Origin of the sequence: Akkermansia sp. RCC_12PD, from assembly GCF_036417355.1 — a bacterium.
In the GTDB taxonomy this organism is placed as follows: Bacteria; Verrucomicrobiota; Verrucomicrobiia; order Verrucomicrobiales; family Akkermansiaceae; genus Akkermansia.
Window position 1 is genome coordinate 1,472,074 of sequence record NZ_CP143889.1, and the last position, 21,052, is coordinate 1,493,125.

Here is a 21,052-nt window from a genome sequence, read left to right on the forward strand (position 1 = left end):
GAGAATGGTGAAGGGGTCAGTCTTGCAAAGCCTCCAGAAGTTTGGAATGGATGCCTTCAAAGCCGCCGTTGCTCATAACCAGAATAACGTCTCCCGGCTGGGCTTTCTTGCAGACGGCGGCTACGATTTCCTGCGCATGCCCGCCAATCAGGGCATCCTTGCCCAGCGCGGCCAGGTCGCCGGAAAGTTTATGCAGGTCCAGGCGGTCCGCCAGTGTCACCTTGTCCGGATGGTCCACGGCGGCGACCACGGGGAAGTCCGCCGTGGCGAGCGCCAGGGCCAGTTCGTTCTGGAAGATATTGCGGCGCGTGGTGTTGGAGCGCGGTTCGAAAACGGCCCAGATGCGGGCTTCTGGATAACGCTGGCGCAGGCCCAGGATGGCCTGTTTGATGGCCGTGGGGTGGTGCGCGAAGTCGTCCACGACGGAAATGCCGTTCACAACTCCCTTGACTTCCTGCCGGCGCGCGACGCCCTCAAACCGGGCCAGGGAACCCGCAAGCTGCTTGACGCTCAGCCCCGCGAACTGGGCGGCCGCGATGGCCATGGCCGCGTTGCGGATGTTGAATTCCCCGATCATGGGTACGTAATAGCGGGTGCCTTCCAGCGTGAAAAGGCTGCCGTCCGTGGAGGTTTCCACGTCCAGGATGCGGATGTTGGAACTGTCTGAAAAGCCCAGCGTCTTGACGGGGCAGGGCGCGCCCTTCGCCACGTCCAGGCAGTTGGGATCGTCTGCGTTGACCAGCGCCAGCCCGTTGCGGGGGATGATCTGGGTCAGGCGCCTGAAGCTGAGCTTGATTTCCTCCAGCGAGTTGTAAATGTCCGCGTGGTCGAACTCAATATTGTTGATGACTACGAGTTCCGGGAGGTAGTGCAGAAATTTGGAACGCTTGTCGAAGAAGGCCGTGTCGTATTCGTCCCCTTCCAACACGGAAAAGTCGGAATCCGTGAAGCGGCCGCCGCGGCCCAGGTTGCGGGCGATGCCGCCGATCATGAAGCTGGGGTTCATTCCGGAGTCCTCCATCAGCCACGCGAGCATGGAGGTCGTGGTGGTTTTGCCGTGCGTTCCGGTCACTACGTAGTTGCGCTTGCCGCGCAGGAAGTATTCCTTCATCGTTTCCGGCAGGGAAAGGTAGCGCAGGCGGCGCTGGAGCACGGCTTCCACTTCCTCGTTGCCGCGGCTCATGGCGTTGCCGATGACGATGACGTCCGCTTCCGCCGGGATGTTGGAGGCCCTGTAGCCCTCAAACAGCGTGATGCCTTCCTGTTCCAGAAAGGTGGACATGGGGGGATACACGTTGGCATCGGATCCGGTGACGGTATAGCCCCGGCGCGCCATGGCGGCGGCTACGGCCCCCATGGCGGTGCCGCAGATGCCCAGAAAATGAAAATGTTTGTTCATGTCAGGTAAGGAATGGGTGCGCTGGATGCGTTTTATTTGGAAAAGGAGGGTGCGGAGACGCAGGAGTCCGCCAGGGCCCGGTCCCGGCGGCGCACGATGCCGTTGGCGATGTCCGTGACCATGCCGCCCAGCACGCGGGTCAGATGGCTGCCGGGCCTGTAGTCCGCCGGGGCGATGAAGTTCACGCGGTCGGAATTGGAAGCCAGGTTGTAGCATTTGCGGAAACTGCGGCCGGTCTGGTCTTCCGGGTTGTAGACGGCTACGGCGTGGCCGCCGTTTCTGCGCATGACGGTGAAGCAGGGAACGTCCGTAGGACCGTCCCCAATGTAGATCATGTTGGCGAAGGGGACCGGGCGCATGTCTTCCGGCATATGGTCGTTGACGTCCTGGTCGTAGTCCAGCATTCCCTTATTGATGCGGAAAAGGTACTGTGTCTTCGTGGTATGGGAGATGACCCGCTTGGGAAAATCGATGTGGCCGTTGACCTCGCTGAATTCGCAGCCGAAGACGGCTTTGAAGTAGGGGCGCAGGGCGGACCCGTCAATCAGGGCCTTCAATCCGGAAGAAATGATGTAGTATTCAATGTTGATGCCCAGGTCCGCGTGGAGGGGGGACAGGGTCATGGACGGGAACGATTCAAAAAAATCCGGCAGTCCGGGATAGAAGGTAAGGCGCTCTCCGAGCTGGGTCAGCCGCGCATTGCTGACGCGGTCCAGGGAAAGGGCGTCCAGCAGGCTTTTCATGTAGATCAGCTCTCCGTCCCATCCTTCCCGTTCTCCGGTGGCGTTGCACCTGGTCCAGAATTCCTCAGGGGAGATGCCGAATTCCGGGAAAATGGCCTGGTCCTGCATGTAGGACGGACTCAGCGTCTGGTCATAGTCGAAAACAAGGGCGATCGTGTTTTGGGGAACGGACATGGAAAATGAAGCGGAATGTGCGGTTACATGCGGAACTGGTCGCCCAGGTACTGTTTGCGGGCGATGGGGTCGTTGGCGATTTCCTCGGAAGAGCCATGCTTGATCACTTTTCCTTCAAACAGAATGTAGGCGCGGTCCACGATGTGCAGAGTTTCCCGCACGTTATGGTCTGTAATCAGGATGGAAAGCCCGTCCCTGTCGCTCAGTTCCATGACGATTTTCTGGATGTCGGAAACGGCGATGGGGTCCACGCCGCTGAACGGTTCGTCCAGCATCAGCAGTTTAGGGTTCGTCGCCAGGGCGCGGGCTATGGTCAGGCGGCGCTTTTCCCCTCCGGAAAGCTGGATGGCCATGGAACGGCGCAGCTTGGCGATGCCGAAGCGGTCCATCAGTTCCTGGGCTCGGTCCTTCTGCTGTTTGGCGGTCATGTCCTTGCGCGTTTGGAGGATGGCCATAAGGTTGTCTTCCACGGAAAGCCGGCGGAAGATGGATTCCTCCTGCGGCAGGTAGCCCATGCCGCGCCTGGCGCGCAGGTTCATCGGCAATTCCGTGATGTCTTCTCCGGCGAATATCACACGGCCTGCATCCGGCCGCACCAGCCCCGCCACCATGTAAAAGGAGGTGGTCTTGCCTGCTCCGTTCGGTCCCAGCAGCCCCACGATTTCCCCGTGGCCCACGTTCAGGCTGACCTGGTCCACGACGGTCCGGGTCTTGTAGGTTTTGCAGATTCCTTCGGCGTTCAGCAGATAGTGGGAGGAAGAGTCGGTCACGGCTTGCGGGCGGTTTTTTGTTGTTTCCGTTCGGAGAGCTGCTTGTCCAGATCCCGGAAGGAGGATTTGCCTCCCTTTGGAATGTAAACATTTCCATTCCCGTAAACGCGGATGAAGCCGTCCCTGGCGTCGCTCTTGAAGAAGGAACCGCCGCGGGAAAGGGAGGGATAGTTGCCCGCAAGAATGATTTCCCCGGTATTGGCATCGTAAGTGGCCTTTTCCGCTTTTGCCGTGCAGAGGTTTCCGTCTTTATCCGTATAACGCAGCACTACGTTGCCGGAGGCCGTGACTTTTTTGATGGAATTGAAATCGAAGTTGCCGTCATTGGGCAGCACGGGCCCGGATTTGTCAATTTCCTTTCCTTCTTCCTTCTTGCGGTCGGAAGGCTTTTTCTTGCCCTTCTTTTCTACATACTGCATATAGATTTTCAAAGGGCCAGTGCAGTCCAGGGAAAATTCCGGATTGCGAACATGCACGTTTTTCATGTACACCAGCACCCCCTCTTTCATGTCAAAATACAGGCCGTCATCGTACGTTATTTCCGTGGGGGTCTCCTTGTCGGTTTTCTCCATCCCGGAATCGGCGGGTGCGGCCGTGACTTCCGCGGGGGTGGCATGAATAGAGACATTGTATTTCTGCCGGAATCCGTTGATTTGTTCGTCCACTTCCGCGTCCTGGGCATTGGAGACGGAAAGGGCTTTCTCTCCGTCTTCCGTCAGGGGGGCGGAAGGGATGGGGGCCAGGTCTTTTTCCCTTTGAGCCGTTTCTTCCGCAGTCAGGGGACGCACGATGTCTGCCGGGGGCTGGAAGGCGGGTTCGAGCATGGGGTCCAGCTCCTGGGGCAACGGCTGAACGATGTGAGACGGAATGTCGGATGCGCCGGAGGCAAGGCCTCCGGCCAAAGCCAGCAGGGTGAGAATTCGGATCATGGTAAGGTGACGTTACTTATTGAGATTTTTTACGTGAAGGATGGTCTTGCCGGGACCCAGCAGGATACCCCGTCTGGTTTCCGTATCCAGATAAAGCCCTGCGCCCGTGGCGGAGAAATTCTCATCCCGGATGGTGGTTTTCGCGTGTGAGACAACCAGTTTCCTGTCCAGGAAGTAGGAGGCGTCACCGGAAAACAGGTGTGTAACCTGGCTGTTTTTCCCATACAGGTAGATGTTCAGGGTTTTTCCCGCGGCTTGCTGGGGAGCGACCATCGTCATGCTGGAGGCGGTCAGCAGCAGGGAAAGACGCGGCCCTTCGTATTCGGTCATGCTGATTTTGGTCAGCGTACTGCCCACGGGGAGAAGTTCCAGCATGGGCATTTTCTTATCCACCCCGGCTAGTGGAGTTTCTGCCGGCAGGGCCGTGTCTGCGGAGACCGTCATGCAGAACATGAAGGACGCCAGCGCACATGTGGATAATGGTTTCAGCATGAACGGACTGCCTGATGAATGGCCTGGAGGCGTTTCAGCACGCCTTCAAGCAGGTGGAGGGGAATCTGGTTGGGACCGTCGGAAAGCGCCTTGGACGGGTTCTTGTGCACTTCCATGAACACGCCGTCAACGCTGCCTGTTGCCATGGCGGCAGAAGCCAGAACGGGAGCCAGCTCGCTGTCTCCGCCCGTTGTCCCGCCCAGACCGCCGGGACGCTGGACGGCGTGCGTGGCGTCAAACACCACGGGAAAACCTTCCTGCTTCATCCAGTACAGGGAGCGCATGTCCACGACCAGGTTATTGTAGCCGAAGGTGGTGCCGCGTTCGCACATCATGAACCTGTCGCAGCCGAAAGCTCTCATCTTTTCCGCGATATTTACCGTATCCCAGGGGGCCAGAAACTGGCCTTTCTTAATGTTCACGGCGCGTCCGCTTTTGGCGCACGCCTCCAGCAGGTCCGTCTGGCGGCACAGGAAGGCGGGAATCTGGAGCAAATCCACGTATTCGGCGGCTGTCTCCGCTTCCTGTGTGGTGTGAACGTCCGTGACGATGGGGAGATCCAGCTCTTTTCCTATTTCCGCCAGGATGCGGCAGCCTTCCTTCACGCCCGGTCCGCGGAAGGAGGTGACGGAGGTGCGGTTGGCCTTGTCGTAGGATGCCTTGAAAATCAGCGGCACGGCCATCTTTTCAGCGATGGACTTGATAGAGCGGGCCATTTCCCAGACAAAGGATTCGCATTCCAGGGAGCAGGGGCCCAGAAGGTAGAACGGCCGGGGGCCGCCGATTTCAACGGATTGAATATAAAACGACATAAGACGGAAACCTGTATGTCCCTCTATCATGACTGTTCCGGCCTCTCCGGTCAAGCCGCTATCCTGCCTCCGGCGGGAGATTCGGCCTCCGGGGGCCGTCCCGTCCGGAGTATTTTTTGAAGGAGTGCGTAATTCCATGACGGCGTGCGCAATAACAGAATTTTTCATGCCTGTGTGCCGGGGACCGGATACGGGAAACAGAAAGAAGGTGAAAGAAGAGGTATGGTATTGCCTGAATCCGGCGTTTTTGCTACAAACGGCGAATCGTTCGCCGCCTTTCCGCTCTGCTGATGACGCCGGGACTGAACGCCATTGCCCCGCCGGGGTCTTAACGACATGCCGAGAAAGATTTACAAATTATGCGTTTCCTATGATGAGGCGGGGGCCCGGCTGCGGCAGAAGGTAGCGGAAAACGTGAAGGGAGCGAGCGATTTTGTCTGGCAGGCATCCTTCCGCGACCTGGAATCTGCGGAGCTTCCTCCCGGTGAGGGCGCAGTCTGGGTTTATCCCGTTTTCATGCAGAGCGGCAGGACGGTGACGGAAACCCTGCCGGAATTGCTGCGTTCCCTGTATGCGGAGCGCGGCTTGTCCCCGGCTCTGGAATTCCAGCCCGTATGGGGAGCGGAGCGTACATGGAACCTTGGCGTGTGGAAATCCCTGCAGAATGAATTGGAGCAGGACGCTTCCCTGCTGGTGGTGGCCCACGGCGTGACGGGAAGGGAACTGCCCCCGGAACCGTCCGATTTTCTGGAACATTCAAAAGTATGGCTGCCGAAGGGAACGGAGATGGCGCTGGCGTACTTCGGCGTCTCTCCTTCCGTGGAAGAGGTTCTTCCTTCTCTGAAGGGAAAGAAGGTGCTTGTTCTTCCATTCCTGATCGGGGAAGGCAAGCACATGAGGGAGGACATGCCTTCTCCGGAGCTGGCGGCCAGGTTCGGCAAGGAGTTGAAGATATTGCCGCCCTTCGGCACGTTTTATTTGCAGGCGGAGCACGCGTATCGGTCGGCGGAGCCGGAAAGAGATGCGGGAAAAAAATCCGACTGGCCGGACATGACGAATCTTGAGGATGTCCGGGCATGGTATTTGCAACAATTTGAAGAGACTCAGAAAGAACTGGAACGGATACCGGGATACGGGGCAATGCGCGAAGGAGCGGCCCCCGTCATTGAGCAGATCACCAAGGCGTTTGCCGGGGTGGAACTGGGGAACGGAATAGGACTGCTCCAGGCGGATTACAGGGATATGGGGGGATTCGGGGAGGTTTTTCGCGGACTGGCGGACAGTGATGAACGGCACGACTGGACAAAGCTGACGGACGCGATGCTGAATCATTGTTATACGGCCCTGTGCTTTACGGATCCGGAGGGTTACCGTTTTCTGGTCCCCGCATTCATGTGCTGTGATCTGCGATGCAGGATGTGGAGCTGCATGGAGGTGACGTGTCCCGAGGATTTCGCGGAATGGGGTTTGGAGGATACGGCCCTGCTCAGTGCAGACCAGCGCCGGGCCATGGAAGCCTACGTGGATTTTTGCCATTCCCACAGAGAGGAAGACGGAGAAAACAGGAAACTGCCCTGGCAATGGAATTGAATGGAAAAACACTGCCCGTCGAATTAAAGGCCTTTGGCTATTATCTGATTGAGCCTTTCCACGTACCCCCGGATTCCGGATTTTTCCCGGTTTCCGTCATTCTTTCCGTCAGCGATTGCCTGTGCCGCCTTCATCCGGAGATGGACTGGGGCCGGTACGGGCGTGCGGAGGAGGATTATCCCCGGAGCATGGGACTTTCCCCGCGGGAGGCGCAGCAGCTGCGCGAAGCGGCGGAAGAGTTCATGGACTGCTGGGTAGCCGACAATTTCCCCACTCTGGCGGGAGCCCGCAGCGTGCTTTCGTTATTGTCCTCCTCCGGCCGCGAATTGGAACTGGTCAGTATCTCCTTTGCCGGGGAAGATGACCGGGCCATGCGCGCGGCAGTGGAACGGGAACGCGGCGCCGCTCCGCAGGCGGACGAGCCGGAATGCGGGGAATTCCTGGGTTTTGACATCGTGGGTTATGAATGCGGCTCCTTCCATTCCTGGCTGTGCAACGCCCTTTACAAAGACGTGGAGGAAAGTTATGAACTGAAGTTCAGTTCCTTCGGATTGCTGGAAAACGACTGGGAAGAGGTGTGCGCCATGACCGCAGCCATTCAGGGCATCGGGGAACCGGTGGTGTGGACGCCGTGCGTTGTCCGCCGTTATGCTGCGGAGTAAAGAAGGCTTTCCTTCCGCCGTTATGCCGCCTGGCGTATGGATTCGCGTTCTTCCCCGCAGTATGGGGGAAAGGGCTGTTTCATGGATTGTGCGAGCCTCTTTCTCGTGAAGAAGTAGGCAATGGCGAGCGGCACGCAGGAACCGATCCATGCGGCGGGGCTCGCCATGCTGGCCCCGGCAAAACCCAGGTACCGCGCCAGGATAATGGCGGCAAAGGCGCGCATCCCCAGCTCCATGACGCCTGCAAAGGTAGGCACGATGCTCTGCCCCAGCCCCTGAAGCGTGTAGCGGAATACGAACAGCAGGGCCAGTACCCAGTACATGGAGGCATTGATGTTCAAATAGGTCTGGGCCAGCCTGACGACTTCCCGCTCGCCCGTCCCTACGAACAGCCGGATGAGTTCCGGTCCCCAGATGATGTTCACGACAGCTATGGCGATGCTGAATCCTACGGACATGAGGCTGCACTGCAGCACCCCCTGCCGGATGCGGAGCGGATTCCTGGCGCCGTAGTTCTGGGCTACGTAGGTAGCCATCGTGATGCCGAAGGACATCATGGGCAGCGTGGCCACCATGTCGATTTTCTGGGCGGCGCTGAAGGCGGCTACGGCCTGGGCTCCCAGCCGGTTCAGCGCGAACTGCACGAGAATGGCGCCTATGGCGATGATGGATGCCTGGAAGCCCATGGGGAGGGCCAGGCGGATATGCGCCCAGAGGTAGCGGCGGCTCATGTTCCAGTCCGTCCGGGTGAGCCGGAGCATGGGAAACTTCCTGAACACGTAGATGGTGCAGAGGAGTCCGGAAACCAGCTGGGAAGTGACCGTGGCCACGGCCGCACCGGCGGGCCCCATGCCGAAACGCAGGATCAGCGCCAGGTCCAGGACGATATTCAGCACGCAGGCCAGCACCAGGAAGTAGAGAGGGGTTCTGCTGTCCCCCAGAGCGCGGATGACATTGGAAAGGAGGTTGAACAGCATGGCCGCGCCGATTCCCCAGAAAATAATGATGATGTAGGAATGGGCCGCATCCAGAATTTCCGGAGGCGTTTGCAGCAGTTCCAGCACGGGGCGGGCGAAGACGACACTCACGGCTGTCAGCAGGACGGTTGCTGCCGCGCTCAGGAGGATGCACACGGCAAAACTGCGCCGCACGGCCCGTTTGCGTCCGGCGCCGAAACGCTGGGCCGTGATAATGGAAAGGCCGGCCGTGAATCCGATCACGAACCCGAGGATGAAAAACATCAGCCCTCCCGTGCAGCCTACGGCAGCCAGGGCTTCCACACCCAGCGTCCTGCCCACGATCAGGGTGTCGGCCATGTTGTAGAATTGCTGGAACAGATTGCCGATCAGCAGGGGAATGGTAAACAGGAAAATCAATTTGGCGGGATTGCCGCTTGTCAGAGTCTTGGTCATCCGGAGCGGACGCATGGAACGCCTGCCCGGCGTTTTTTCCAAGTCCGTTTTGCGGCATGTTCATGTTTTTTGTACGATAAGTGTCCGCATGCCTCCCGGAAGGTCTGGAACGGCACGGGCGCCGGGAAGTGCGGCGGATGACGGAATGGTTTCGTAAATCAATGATTTATGCTTTGACAAGAAGGGCTGCACGCGGTATATTATTTGTCCCTCGCGCGATTCGGCGCAACCTAAACAATGGGGATCGGAGGGGTAGAAAGCGTCGAAGTCCCCAAAAACCGCTTTTCCTGCCGCAAGGAAAGCCACCTACATACATATATGATTAATGATCTGATTAACCAGATGGTTGAAGCCGGTGTTCATTTGGGCCACCAGACCCGCAAATGGCACCCCAGCATGAAGAAGTACCTCCTCAAGGACAAGGCCGGTATTCATATCGTCAACCTTGAAGAAACTGAAAAGTGCCTGGACAAGGCCTGCTCCTTCCTCGCTGATCTGGCCCGCCGCAACAAGAAGATTCTCTTCGTCGGCTGCAAGCGCCAGGCTCAGGAAGCCGTCCGCGAAGCTGCGGAAGCCACTGGTCAGTACTATGTGAACCACCGCTGGCTGGGCGGCATGCTCACCAACATGAGCACTATCCGCAAGAGCATCGAACGCCTTTCCTATCTTGAAGGGATTGAAAAGACCCCCGAGTTCAAGAGCATGTCCAAGAAGGAACTGGCCGCTCTGGACCGCGAACGCCAGAAGCTGGAACGCAACCTCCAGGGCATCCGCAACATGGGCGGCGCTCCGGACGCCATGGTGGCCATCGGTGCCGACCATGAAGACATCGCCATCCGCGAAGCCCACCGTCTGAACATCCCCGTCTGCGTGCTGGTTGACACCAACGCCGACCCGAAGGACATCGATTTCCCGATCCCCGGCAACGACGACGCCGTCCGCTCCATCCGTCTGATTCTTGACTGCATCGTCAAGGCCATCAACGAAGGCAAGGGCGCCGCCGCCAACGCCTAATCAACCCCCATTCAGAAAGAACAGAAAAACTATGGCAGAAATTACTGCTGCTCTCGTCAAAGCCCTCCGTGACAAGACGGACGCCGGCATGATGGATTGCAAGAAGGCCCTCAACGAATGCAACGGCGACATGGAAGCCGCCGTGAAGTACCTTCGTGAAAAGGGCATCGCCAAGGCCGCCGCCAAGGCTGACCGCGACGCCAAGGAAGGTGTAATCCGCACCGTCGTGGCTCCCTGCGGCTGCTGCGGCATCATCCTTGAACTCAACTGCGAAACGGACTTCTGCGCCAAGGGCGACAAGTTCCAGGGCCTGGTGAACGACGTTGCCAAGGCGCTCGCGGACTCCAAGGCCTCCACCCTGGAGGAAGCCCTGCAGGTCTCCATGCCTGAAGGCACCACGGAAGAGTACATCAAGGCCATGTGCAGCTCCATCGGCGAAAACATGGGCCTGCGCAAATTCGCCCGCCTGACGGTGGACGGCAACGGCACCATCGCCTCCTACATCCATATGGGCGGCAAGGTCGGCGTTCTGCTGTCCGTCAAGGCCGTCAAGGAAGAAACCGTCAAGAGCGACGCGTTCAAGGCCTTGGTCAAGGACCTGACCCTGCACATCGCCGCCGCCGCTCCCAAGAGCGTCAGCTCCGACAGCCTGGACCCCGCCTTTGTGGCTGAAGAACAGGAAATCGCGCGCCAGCAGCTCATTCAGGAAGGAAAGCCGGAACACCTGCTGGAAAAGATCTTGCCCGGCAAGCTGAAGGCCCTGTATGCCCAGTCCTGCCTGCTGAACCAGGGATTCGTGAAGGATCCTTCCGTCTCTGTGGACGCCCTGCTCAAGCAGGTCGGCAAGGAACTCGGCGACGAAATTTCCGTCGTCTCCTTCGTCCGCTACCAGCTTGGCGCGTAAGCCCGCATGAACTGAATTTCAGGAGCCGTTCCCTGCGAGGGGAGCGGCTCTTTTTCATGTTGCCGAATCCCTGGTCCCCCTCTGGGGCGGCAATTTTCCTGATGAGTGAATCATGGGTTATTCCTTGCGCATGCAGTCATGCCGCTCTTCAACAGGAAACCCGCCTGTTGACGGAAAAATCTATCATCCATGATCGGTGTTCGGATTCTCGTCATAATCGTCAGGACGATGGTTTGCCGCTATTTTACCGCCCTGTTGCTGCCACAGGGATGAATCTGGGCGGTCCGTCCATTTCCCGTTTCTATGGAATTAGCTGACCGGGAATACAGGCAACCCGGACGGAAGCGTTTTTACTTGCTGCCGGGGGAATGTGCGGATAAAACGGCTTTCATGGAGCCTGGGGGTGACAGGAAGGGCCTTGTGGAAAAACCGGTGAAGCAGGATCCGGTTTTCCGCCTGCTCATGGGAGTGATCATCGGCATGTTCATCTGGAACATGGTGCTGGCCTCAAGCCTGTTGCAGCCCTTCTTCGGGCTTGTGTCCGGAGGCTGGTATTTCCTGCTTCTGCTGTGGTTTTATGCAGGGACCGGACGGAAGTACAGGTGGGAGACGGTTACTTTTTTAATCATCGGCCTCATTTGTCATTTTTACTGGTTGTGGTCGGTCGCCACGCCGGGGTATTTGCGGAGCGACGCCCAGGCCGGGCTTATTTTCATTTTCGGTGGTTTTTGGGCCGGAGGAACGGCTATTCTCGGCGATGCGGCGGTTTATGTTCTGGTGCAGCTGTTCCGCTGGTCTTTCAAGCCGGAAGATGATTCTCCGGGCTCATAAAGAGACAGGAAGGCCGCCCTGTTCTTATTACTGCCGGGAGGGCTGGCGGCGCCCATGTTGACGAAGCTGGCACGGTTGGTATCTTGTCTTGTTCCGGAACACCTGTTAAAGTGAGGATATGGCTTTTCTGGAACTGGATCATGTGAGTGTCGTCTTTCCTGCGGTGCAGGGGATGCTCTCCTCCCGCAAACCGGCGTCCGTCGTGGCGGTGGACGGGGTATCCCTTTCCGTGGAAAAGGGAGAAATCCTGGGACTGGTGGGAGAGTCCGGCTGTGGCAAGTCCACGCTGTCCCGCACGGTGATGCTGCTCCAGAAACCCACGGAAGGCCGTATTTTCCTGGAAGGAGAGGAATTGACGGCCCTTTCCCCGTCCGAGGTCAGGAAGCGCCGCCCGGATTTCCAGATGGTTTTCCAGGATCCGTACGCATCCCTGAATCCCCGCTTTACCGTTTATGCGACGCTGAAGGAGGCGTTGGAATGCCGCCGCCGCAAGAGAACTTTCTCCCAGATGCGGGATGATGTGGCGGAATTGATGGAAAGGGTGGGGCTGAGCCCTGCCCTGATGCGGAAATACCCGCATGAATTTTCCGGGGGACAGCGGCAGCGGGTGGCGATTGCCCGCGCCCTGGCGCCGGAACCCAGGCTGGTGATTGCGGACGAGCCCGTTTCCGCGCTGGATGTTTCCATCCAGTCCCAGATTCTGAATCTTCTCATGACGCTTGCCCGGGATTTGAACCTGACCATGATTTTCATTTCCCACGATTTGTCCGTGGTCCATTACATCGCGGACAGGATTGCCGTTATGCGCAAGGGGCGCATCGTCGAATACGGGGATGCCGACGAGGTATTTTCCTCCCCGTCCCATGAATACACGCAGACCTTGCTGGCAGCCGTTCCACGGTGATGAACATGCGGTTGACACGCATGTCCCTATTCGTCTGATTCTTCTTTCATCCAGCCAAGGAGGCGCAGATTCCCGTCAAGAAGGAAATAGTAAGTCGTTTTGTCCGAAAGATCGCCCAGGTTGGCTTGTGTTCTTCCCACGCTGTTCTTGTCTCACAGCCGGCTATATATTTTACTTCAGCGGCCTGTTTATTCCCGCAATACCAGTTGACGGACAGGGAAGTCAGTTTTCCCTCCGCCGCATATCTGGCCGTAGTTCGTTCCAGCCGTTCCCTGTAAGACTGGAAATCGGAGTCATTCCGGCCGGGAAGAACCCTCCTTCTATTCAATCGCTGTTCTATTTCGCATATGTCTTTAGGATTTTCCTTAATGATCTTCTCCATCGTGGCAGGAGTCATATCAGGATTTAAGCTGTATTTGACGTATAAAAAAGATATATGAAAGCAAACGGCATGACGATCCATACGGCCCCTGCCGCAATCAGGAGAGCTGCCATCCATTTAAAAACGGTTTTCATTTTTTCAGGTAATTTTTGTTGGGATAATTCTACCTGCCGAGAGGTGACGCATCTTTTCAATGCCTTTTATTTTACCGGAATCGCTTTCCGTGCTGTGGGCGCTGGTTGATTTCCGGTACAGCCGCCGGCTTGTATGTTGTCCGGCATTCCGTGCCATTCTTACCAGGAATACCATCCATAGCCGATGAAGGAGATGAAAAATTCCGGGGCATTATTTCTCTTTTAAACTGAAGTAAACGGATTCCATGGTCCGCAGACCGTAAATGGGACGGAGAAACCCGGGTGTGGACACTTTAAGGAAATCCGGAAAATGTTTCCTATGGTATTTGCCTTTTCAGGGGATGGAGGCTGTCATGGAGAATTTACCACAGCATCCCCCAGGGCGAGGTTACTTTAAAAAGGCCGTCATATGATGGCACATTTTCATGAAATGGAAATGTGGAGGAATTGTCTGAATAAAAGACAACGATTCGTCTATTCAAACCATGAAAAAGTCTTATTGGTTCGTGGCGCTTTTTTGCTGCTGCCTGTCCGCGGCGGGTGCGCAGCAGCCCGATGTGCCGTCCGTCGCCGGAAATGTGGTGGAATGGAGGCATCATCTCCACGAGAATCCGGAACTTTCCTTCAAGGAATACAACACAGGCAGATATGTGGCCGATATGCTGCGCTCCTTCGGCAATATTGAAGTCATCCGGCCTGCGGAAACTTCCGTCATAGGCATTCTTCGCGGAGCCAAACCCGGCCGTACCGTGGGTTTCCGGGCGGACATGGATGCCCTTCCCGTGCAGGAGGAAACCGGGTTTTCCTTTGCCAGCAAGACGCCGGGCATCAGCCATGCCTGCGGTCATGACATGCATACGGCCATGCTGCTGGGAACGGCCAAGGTCCTTTCCGGCATGCAGAAGGAACTGCAAGGCACGGTTTATTTCATTTTCCAGCATGCGGAGGAAAAGTCCCCCGGCGGAGCTTTGCAGATCATCAAGAGCGGGAAGCTGAAGGGGGTGGACGCCATTTTCGGCGCACACGTCATTCCCAACATGCCGGCGGGGTCCATCGGCATGCTGCCGGCTGGCGCCGCTTCTTCTTCATCGGATGGATTTTTCCTGACCATTCAGGGTAAGGGTTCCCACGGTTCCATGCCTCAGATGGGCGTGGACCCCATCGTGACGGGGTCTGAGATCGTGATGATGCTTCAGACCGTCGTGTCCCGCAATGTGACGCCCGGGGAAATGGCCGTGGTTTCCGTCGGAAAGTTCCAGTCGGGAGACGCTCCGAACGTGATTCCCGGCAAGGCGGAGCTGGCCGCGTCCATCCGCACCGTCACGCCGGAAACCCGCAAGTTGATGGAGGAGCGCGTCCGTTCCATCATCGGCCATGTGTGCGAGGCCAACGGGGCGGCGTACAAGCTGGATTACGTGCTCGGCTACCCGGCTATTCAGAATGATGCCGCTCTCCGGGAACTGGCGAAGAAGGCCGCCATGGAGGCGGTGGGTGCGAAAAACGTGTTCGATGTCCCGAGACTTTCCGCCAGTGAAGATTTTTCCTATTACGCGCAGGTGGCGCCGACTTATTTCATGATCGTGGGTTCCGGTGACGGTCCCCCCCAACCACAATCCCGGTTTCAGGGCGGATGACAGCGCCTTGCTCAACGGCGTGAAGGCGGAAGTGCGGATTATTCTGGATTACCTGAACGGCAAGTAGGCTTCCGGGGAAAGGCTCATTCTGCGGAAGCCGCCTGTACTTGCATTTCCCGGATGCATTCCTCCATCAGGGCGGCGTCTATTTCATGGACGTCCATTCCCTTTCCGATGCCGGTGAGCATCAAAACGGTCAGATGGCCGCCCAGGTGCTCGCGGAAGGCTTCCAGCCCTTTCAGGATTTCGCATGCTCCGTCCTTCGCCCTCCGGGCGAGAAGAGGGTGGAAAACGGGCAGTTTCAGGACTTTCAGGACGGCGATGATCCGTTCCGCCTGCCGGGAGGGCAGCCAGCCTTTTTTGACGGAGTAAAGAATATCCAGGCACATTCCCACGGAGACGGCTTCCGCATGGCCCAGCGTATAGCCGGACATGGTTTCCATGTAGTGGGCGGCCCAGTGGCCGAAGTCCAGGGGGCGGCTTGAACCCATTTCAAAGGCATCCCCTCCGCGGGCGATGTGTTCCGCATGGAGCAGGGCGGAACGCTCTACGGCGTGTTCCAGTATGTCCGTCTTGCATGCGGCCAGGGCTCCGGCGTGTTCCTCCAGCCAGTCGAAGAAAACGGCGTCTTTCACGACGGCCACTTTCACCACCTCCGCAAGGCCCGCGCGTTTGAGGGGTAAAGGCTGGGAGTGCAGAAAGAGAAAGTCGTTCAGGGTGGCCCAGGGAATGGCGAAGGTGCCCAAATAGTTTTTCTGCCCCATGAAGTTGATGCCGTTTTTGACGCCTACGCCGGAGTCCGCCTGGGAGAGGGTGGTGGTGGGTACGCGCAGCAGGCGGATGCCGCGGTGAGCGGTGGCGGCCGCAAATCCTGCCACGTCGAGAAAGGCCCCTCCGCCCACGGCAACGATATGGGAATGGCGGTCAATCCCCGCTTCCACGATGTGGCGCAGGCCCGTTTCCCACGCGGCAAAGGTGGTTTTGGCCGCCTCCCCGCCCGGTACGGTCCGGCGCCCGGCATAGCCCGGTGTTCCGGCCCGTTCCGTGAAGTAGCGGTCGATGTCCGCCGGGAGGGAGGGGTAGAACCGTTCCAGTCCTTCTTCCACCAGGACTAGGACGCGGCTTCCCTCCCTCTGCTCCATCAGCCCGGCCAGTGCGTCGTTTTCCGGCCGGAAAACCCCGTGGGTGAAGGCTACCCTGTAGGGAAAATCCAGATGGATGTTCAGCGTGTGGAGGGACATTTCAGAACGTATGCTGTAAAACGGCGGCGTATCGGGACGGCAGGCTCAGTCCCTGCGGAGTACGGGAACGGCCCGCATCTGGATGAAGCGGTCCGCCTTGGCCGCCTCCTGCTGTGACATGTACATGGTGTACGGCTGCTGGCCGACTTCAATGCGGTGCGTGCCTCCGGGGGCGGGTCTGTCCAGAAGCTGGTTGAGGTGCTTGAAATTCTTTACTTGCACTCCGTCCACTTTTTCCACGATAGAGGGACTCATGGAGGCATAGCCCAGGGTGGCCTGCGTGGGAAGGGCTACCAGAAAGACCACGATTTCATCCACGCCTTTTTTCCGGATTTCCTCCTTTTTCTCCATCGCCTCAACCAGATTGAGAGGAGGGCGGTTTTTACTAAGCTTGTTGATTTCTCTCACCAGTGCGCCCGTCAGAGGAATGAAGACCAGGCCGCCGTAAATGCGGTAGCGCGGCTCAGCAACAAAGGGGGCGGGATTGATCAGGTCTCCTTCCAATGCGCCGCGGTCCAGCGTGACGTCCACCGTCATGGGCTGGCTGGCGCCGTTTTTGTCCTTGCGGCGGATGCCGAGCGTGATGACGTCTCCGGGTTTGGCGGAATCGCGGAACAGGAAGTTGGCGGAGACGGGACCGAGGGAGGAATCCCTGATGAGTCCCTTGCTGTCCAGGGGGATGCCGTTGACGCTTTCCACAACGTCTCCGGAGCGTATGCCGGCCTTGTAGAAGGAACTGTAAACGGGCAGTTTGGCGACGTAAAGGCCGCCTCCGTTTTCGGGCAGTCCCAGATATTTGCGGAAAACGGGGTCCGTCAGTTCCGTGACCTGCGTGCCGTCCGCCGGGAAGCCGGAGTATTTGCCGGACTGTGCCTGTTCAAGGAAACGGGAAATCATGGTTTGGGTGACGGCCAGCACTTTCTGGGCGGAGGGGTTGCAGCTGGCGCTCAGACCTATCAGCTCCTTTCCGATCATGACCGGATTGCCCGCACCGCCCCTCAGGGGAGTGACGGAGGATTTGACATTGTACAGGACGAAGGGTTCGCCGCTGGTGAATGGGCAGGAGCTTTCCGTCGCCAGAATGGAACCGGACGTGGTGATGGGGAGGCCGTCCGCGTTAAACTGCCAGAATTCCACCTTGTCCCCCAGTTTGGGGGCTTTCCCCAGCGTAACGGGGACCAGTTTGTCCAGAAAAGCGGCGTCTTTCTCGTTTTTCAGGCGCAGCAGAGCGAGGTTGGCTTCCGGGTCAAAGGCCGTAACGGTCACGGGAACCGTCTGGGAGCCGTCGGAGGAAGTTACTTCCACAAAGCTGGCGGAATAGACGATGTTGGCGGCCGTCAGGATGTTGCCGTCTCCCAGATAGATGCCGAAGCCTTCACTGTAGGACGGGTTTTCCTTGCTCCACGGCTGGACCATGGCATATCCCTGATTGGTGGCGTTGATGCCCACCATGGAATTGGTGGGGGAAGGCACGGGAAGGGAAGCGGGAGGCGCTTCCTCCGGCTGCCCCGGAGTCATGGCGGGCGCCTGTTGCTGTTCTGGTTCGGGAGCCGGGGCCGGGATGGAGGATTCGCGCGGCTGGCATCCGGCAAGAAGGATCAGGGAGCCGAAAGTAAGAAGAGAAAGGGATTTCATGGCTGTGTTAGTTGGCAGGAGTTTCTTTGCGGGAGGGCTGGCGGCCGGGAATGGCGCTGTCAAGCCGGGCGTTTTTAGGGATATTGTAAGTTTTGAAGATCCGCTTGTTGGCCGCTTCCATGGCTTTTCCTTCAAAGATCAGGGGGCGTTCTCCGTCTTTCAGTTCAATAATGACATATTCCGGCATTTTTTCCGGGTAAAGCAGTTTGTAGGCATGGCTGAGGCCCTTGACCTTCACGCCGTTGATTTTTTCCACGATGGCGTTGGAAACGGAGCCGGAGAGGCGGGCGTTTACTTCATCGTCCAATACCTTGGTGATGATGACCATGTCTTCATAGTCCACGCAGCCTCCGTCTTCCTGGTAGTCCCGGATGTCCAGGGCTACGTCCAGCATGGAGATGTCCGCCGCAGCCAGCACGTTGCGCTGGATGGGCTGGAATACCAAGCCGCCGAAGACGATATAGCGGGGCATTTTGTCGTATTCCTCCATCAGCAGTTCCTTGGCCCGTGAGGGTTTCATGACCATTTCCACTTTCATGGGCTTGCCGTCCCGGATGATGTCCAGAGGCAGCCTGTCATCCTTGAAGCAGCGTTCAATCAGCTCTTTCATGCTGATTTTCTGGCCTTCCAGTTCAATCATGGCGGAACTGTCCACATCGTAGCCGTCCACCTTCATCAGGATGTCTCCGTTCCGGAGAATGCCGTCTGCAGAAGAGCCTTTGAGAACCTTGCCGATCAGGACGCCCTTTTCGTCGTCCGGCAACCCGAAGGCCTTGCGCATGGAGGGGTTCAGGATGGGGGCCGCCTGAATGCCCATGTCTACGTAGCCGTCATAGACTCCGTCCTTGATGTCCTCCAGGAAATGGCGGATGACGGGAGTGGGAATCACATACCCCGTGTTGTTGGCGTTGTTCAGACCCTGGAAGGCCACGCCGATGACTTTGTTACCCATGAGGGCGGGGCCGCCGCTGTTGCCCGGGTTGATGGCGGCGTCCACCTGGATGGTGAGGTGTTCCATGTTCCGGGGATGGGCGTACGGAGTGAAGTCAATGCGGGAGACAACGCCACGCGTGACGGAGAGCCTGTTGCCGCCGATGGGGTAGCCGATGACTCTTACCTCGTCTTCCAGATTGGGCAGGTTTTTCCTGAATTCAAAGGGCTTGATTCCCTTGAACGGCTTGAAATCCTCCACTTCCAGCAGGGCAAGGTCGGCGTCATGGGCGATGAATTTGACCCTGGCGGGAATTTTGCGGGAATCCCCATACATGGAGATGTAGATGCGTTCTGCGTTGCTTACCACGTGCGCATTGGTCATGAAGGCGTTTTCACCGATCAGGAAACCGGTTCCTATGCCTCCCTGGTAGCGGCCCGTATCCCACGGCGTGGCGTAGTCCGGGGTCAGGGAGTCCACTTCAATTTTTACAACGCCCTTGTACTGGTCACTGATGGAAACGACGGGACCGGACATGACTTTGTCTACCCCGAAATCGGAAAGGGAAATGGCCGGTTCGTCCGCCGGAGAGAGGGATACTGCGACGAGAACCAGGAAGAGTCCCTGGAAGCAAGTATGAAAACGCATGATAGTAGATGGTTGGAGGTGGTGCGGATGCAGGATATTACAGGTTGCTTTTCCTGCTTTGGGTTGCCAGGCTTTCCTGGAAGGAGCTGACTTCTTCAAGCAGGGAGGAGAAACGTTCCCGGACTTCGTCCCCTATCTGCCGTCCGTTGTTCTTCAGGGCGGAGACGGTCAGGCGCGTCTGCTCCACGCACAGGGCCATTCTGGCCGCCAGCGTGCAGTAGTCCGCGCCGTTTCCCTTTTCCTGCAGAAGGCAGGAAAGAATGCGGGGAGTGATGTAACGGATGCAGTAGAAGATTTGGCCGAGTGGTTCCGGCGGTTCCGTTCTGCTCCGCTGGGATTTGCTGATTTCCTTGCTGAACTGGCGCTGGCACAGATCCGTCAATTCCATGACCTGCTGAAACAGCGGGTGGAACATGCAGGATTGGACTTCCTGAGCTTCCTGTTCATTGAGGATGTCAAAGAGGCTGAGCATGCCGGTACTCTTGCAGGAACAGGGGGTGCCCGTTTCTTCCGACTGCGCGATGTCGTCCAGCACCTCGTCCCAGCCCATGACAAAGGCTACGCGGATGTCCCCGGTAGGGTTCAGCCTGTATTTCTGGAAGACTTCCTGGTAGGCGATGGCAATGGCTTCTGCCTCTCGCAGCCGCCTGTCCCACGCATGGTCCGGGAGGTTGCCGTCTTCCCGGTTGTTGGCGTAGTTTTTGGCCCATGTCTTGACCTGGGTGCGGAGCATTTGCTGATTGGCCATGATCTGCACCTGTTCCTCGCAGGCGTCCATGGTCCATTCCGGCAGGGATACCCTGACGGAGTAGGTGGAGCTTTCCATCAGGACCATGTCCTGATGGTCCGTGAACCATTCCATGTACAGGGAGTTTTCCAGGGTTTTCCTCCCCCTTACGGGCATGCGGCGGCTGGCTGTCATGTCTCCCGTCACTCCCCGGATGATGTCTGGCAACGCAGTCAGTTCCGCCGGAAGCAGGTGGGGAGCAGGATTTTCAAATTCCACCAGGCAGCCCGCCAGGTCCTGAAGGCAGTTTCCCTGCAGAGTGATACGCACCGGGTGGGGCATCCCCATAAGATGCAGGACAAGCCGTATGGTTCCGCGTTCGCGGTTATCCAATGTGCCCCGCTGGACGTAGTCTGTAATTCTGAAGATCATATGGGGATAGGGGGAGGGGAGTGATGGTTGAATCAGCAGGAGGCCGAAACTTGGGGGAGTTCCGCATTTTTCTTTTCCACGGCTTCCATGTTGACGAGCAGTTCCGCAATGGAGTCCCAGCGGCCCTGGGTCAGGGCTTCGCGGGCTTCCGCAGGCATGCGGATGAAGATGGAGCCGTCCGGCCAGGAGGCGGTCATGGAAAGGAGGTCGATGGTTATTTCCGTTTCCGGGTGGTCGGAGATGTATCGGGACAGGGCGGCGATGTCTTCTGCTGAAGCGCACACGCAGGGCAGGCCGATGCCTGTGCTGTTTCCGAAGAAGATTTCCGCGAAGGATTCCGCGATGACGGCCTTGATACCGGAACGCCTGATAGTTTGCGGTGCATGCTCGCGGGAGGAGCCGCAGCCGAAGTTGGTGCCTCCCAGAATGATGGCGGCTCCCCGGAAACGGGGATCGTCCACCGGGTGAGATTTGGACTTCCCGTTTTCGTCAAAGCGTTCGTCCCAGAACATGACGTTCGCCAGCTCGTCAAACGTGATGCATTTGAGGAAGCGCGAGGGGATGATGCGGTCCGTGTCCATGTCCGGTCCGGGGATCGGGACGCAGGTGCCGGTGATGGAAGTGAATTTGGTCAGAGACATAAGATCTGGAG

Annotated in this window: 20 protein-coding genes; 8 read left to right on the forward strand and 12 right to left on the reverse strand. The window is 58.0% G+C overall.

Annotated elements, in window-relative coordinates; translation table 11 throughout:
• Positions 1–16: 16 nt before the first annotated feature.
• Genes mpl through kdsA form a run of 6 tightly spaced genes read right to left on the reverse strand, consistent with a single transcriptional unit; the run spans position 17 to position 5,319 of the window.
• Positions 17–1,399 (reverse strand): UDP-N-acetylmuramate:L-alanyl-gamma-D-glutamyl-meso-diaminopimelate ligase, encoded by a 1,383-nt coding sequence (mpl, locus tag V3C20_RS06120; RefSeq protein WP_130084281.1) that lies wholly within the window; start codon positions 1,397–1,399, stop codon positions 17–19.
• A 32-nt stretch (positions 1,400–1,431) separates the two neighbouring features.
• The gene (locus V3C20_RS06125) at positions 1,432–2,316 is read right to left on the reverse strand and encodes a haloacid dehalogenase-like hydrolase (RefSeq protein ID WP_130084282.1); all 885 of its coding nucleotides are present in this window, start codon (positions 2,314–2,316) and stop codon (positions 1,432–1,434) included.
• Positions 2,317–2,339: 23 nt separating this feature from the next.
• On the reverse strand, positions 2,340–3,086 hold the full coding sequence (lptB, locus tag V3C20_RS06130) for an LPS export ABC transporter ATP-binding protein (protein ID WP_130084283.1): 747 nt from the start codon (positions 3,084–3,086) through the stop codon (positions 2,340–2,342).
• A complete protein-coding gene (locus V3C20_RS06135) occupies positions 3,083–4,015 on the reverse strand; it encodes a hypothetical protein (protein ID WP_130084284.1) in 933 nt (310 codons plus the stop codon). The genes lptB and V3C20_RS06135 overlap by 4 nt, the downstream gene beginning before the upstream one ends.
• Positions 4,016–4,027: 12 nt before the next feature.
• On the reverse strand, positions 4,028–4,507 hold the full coding sequence (locus V3C20_RS06140) for a hypothetical protein (RefSeq protein WP_130084285.1): 480 nt from the start codon (positions 4,505–4,507) through the stop codon (positions 4,028–4,030).
• A complete protein-coding gene (gene kdsA, locus V3C20_RS06145; protein ID WP_130084286.1) occupies positions 4,501–5,319 on the reverse strand; it encodes a 3-deoxy-8-phosphooctulonate synthase in 819 nt (272 codons plus the stop codon). Before kdsA ends, V3C20_RS06140 begins: the two co-directional genes overlap by 7 nt.
• 336 nt (positions 5,320–5,655) lie before the next feature.
• Here kdsA and V3C20_RS06150 point away from each other — a divergent pair, with 336 nt between their 5' ends.
• On the forward strand, positions 5,656–6,909 hold the full coding sequence (locus V3C20_RS06150) for a DUF6714 family protein (protein ID WP_130084287.1): 1,254 nt from the start codon (positions 5,656–5,658) through the stop codon (positions 6,907–6,909).
• Positions 6,900–7,571 carry a hypothetical protein gene (locus V3C20_RS06155; RefSeq protein ID WP_130084288.1) on the forward strand — a complete coding sequence of 224 codons (672 nt, stop codon included), beginning with the start codon at positions 6,900–6,902 and terminating at the stop codon, positions 7,569–7,571. Before V3C20_RS06150 ends, V3C20_RS06155 begins: the two co-directional genes overlap by 10 nt.
• A 20-nt stretch (positions 7,572–7,591) precedes the next feature.
• Here V3C20_RS06155 and V3C20_RS06160 read toward each other — a convergent pair whose 3' ends face one another.
• Complete coding sequence (locus V3C20_RS06160) at positions 7,592–8,983, reverse strand: MATE family efflux transporter (protein WP_130084289.1); 1,392 nt, start codon at positions 8,981–8,983, stop codon at positions 7,592–7,594.
• Between the two features lie 318 nt (positions 8,984–9,301).
• Between V3C20_RS06160 and rpsB the strand changes: the two genes are divergently transcribed.
• The 6 genes from rpsB to V3C20_RS06190 all read left to right on the forward strand — a co-directional run bounded on the left by rpsB (position 9,302) and on the right by V3C20_RS06190 (position 14,786).
• Positions 9,302–9,997: a 30S ribosomal protein S2 gene (gene rpsB / locus V3C20_RS06165; RefSeq protein ID WP_067572164.1), complete on the forward strand. Its 696-nt coding sequence runs from the start codon at positions 9,302–9,304 to the stop codon at positions 9,995–9,997.
• A gap of 31 nt (positions 9,998–10,028) precedes the next feature.
• Complete coding sequence (gene tsf / locus V3C20_RS06170; protein ID WP_130084290.1) at positions 10,029–10,901, forward strand: translation elongation factor Ts; 873 nt, start codon at positions 10,029–10,031, stop codon at positions 10,899–10,901.
• A 303-nt stretch (positions 10,902–11,204) separates the two neighbouring features.
• Positions 11,205–11,732: a hypothetical protein gene (locus tag V3C20_RS06175; RefSeq protein WP_130084291.1), complete on the forward strand. Its 528-nt coding sequence runs from the start codon at positions 11,205–11,207 to the stop codon at positions 11,730–11,732.
• A gap of 118 nt (positions 11,733–11,850) precedes the next feature.
• On the forward strand, positions 11,851–12,636 hold the full coding sequence (locus V3C20_RS06180) for an ATP-binding cassette domain-containing protein (protein WP_067572057.1): 786 nt from the start codon (positions 11,851–11,853) through the stop codon (positions 12,634–12,636).
• A 436-nt stretch (positions 12,637–13,072) separates the two neighbouring features.
• The gene (locus tag V3C20_RS06185; protein WP_130084292.1) at positions 13,073–13,261 is read left to right on the forward strand and encodes a hypothetical protein; all 189 of its coding nucleotides are present in this window, start codon (positions 13,073–13,075) and stop codon (positions 13,259–13,261) included.
• A 376-nt stretch (positions 13,262–13,637) separates the two neighbouring features.
• Positions 13,638–14,786, forward strand: a complete 1,149-nt coding sequence (locus V3C20_RS06190) for an amidohydrolase (RefSeq protein WP_330935439.1) — start codon at positions 13,638–13,640, stop codon at positions 14,784–14,786.
• Between the two features lie 83 nt (positions 14,787–14,869).
• On the opposite strand, the gene V3C20_RS06195 is transcribed toward V3C20_RS06190, so the two are convergent.
• Genes V3C20_RS06195 through leuD form a run of 5 tightly spaced genes read right to left on the reverse strand, consistent with a single transcriptional unit; the run spans position 14,870 to position 21,041 of the window.
• Positions 14,870–16,027 (reverse strand): 3-dehydroquinate synthase, encoded by a 1,158-nt coding sequence (locus tag V3C20_RS06195; protein WP_130084294.1) that lies wholly within the window; start codon positions 16,025–16,027, stop codon positions 14,870–14,872.
• A gap of 45 nt (positions 16,028–16,072) precedes the next feature.
• Entirely contained in the window at positions 16,073–17,662 is a 1,590-nt protein-coding gene (locus V3C20_RS06200) for a trypsin-like peptidase domain-containing protein (protein WP_130084295.1), read from the reverse strand.
• Between the two features lie 7 nt (positions 17,663–17,669).
• A complete protein-coding gene (locus V3C20_RS06205; RefSeq protein WP_238623837.1) occupies positions 17,670–19,241 on the reverse strand; it encodes a S1C family serine protease in 1,572 nt (523 codons plus the stop codon).
• A gap of 37 nt (positions 19,242–19,278) precedes the next feature.
• Positions 19,279–20,400 (reverse strand): hypothetical protein, encoded by a 1,122-nt coding sequence (locus V3C20_RS06210; protein WP_130084296.1) that lies wholly within the window; start codon positions 20,398–20,400, stop codon positions 19,279–19,281.
• Positions 20,401–20,432: 32 nt separating this feature from the next.
• Positions 20,433–21,041, reverse strand: coding sequence for a 3-isopropylmalate dehydratase small subunit (leuD, locus tag V3C20_RS06215; RefSeq protein WP_130084297.1), 609 nt, complete (start codon positions 21,039–21,041; stop codon positions 20,433–20,435).
• Positions 21,042–21,052: the final 11 nt, after the last annotated feature.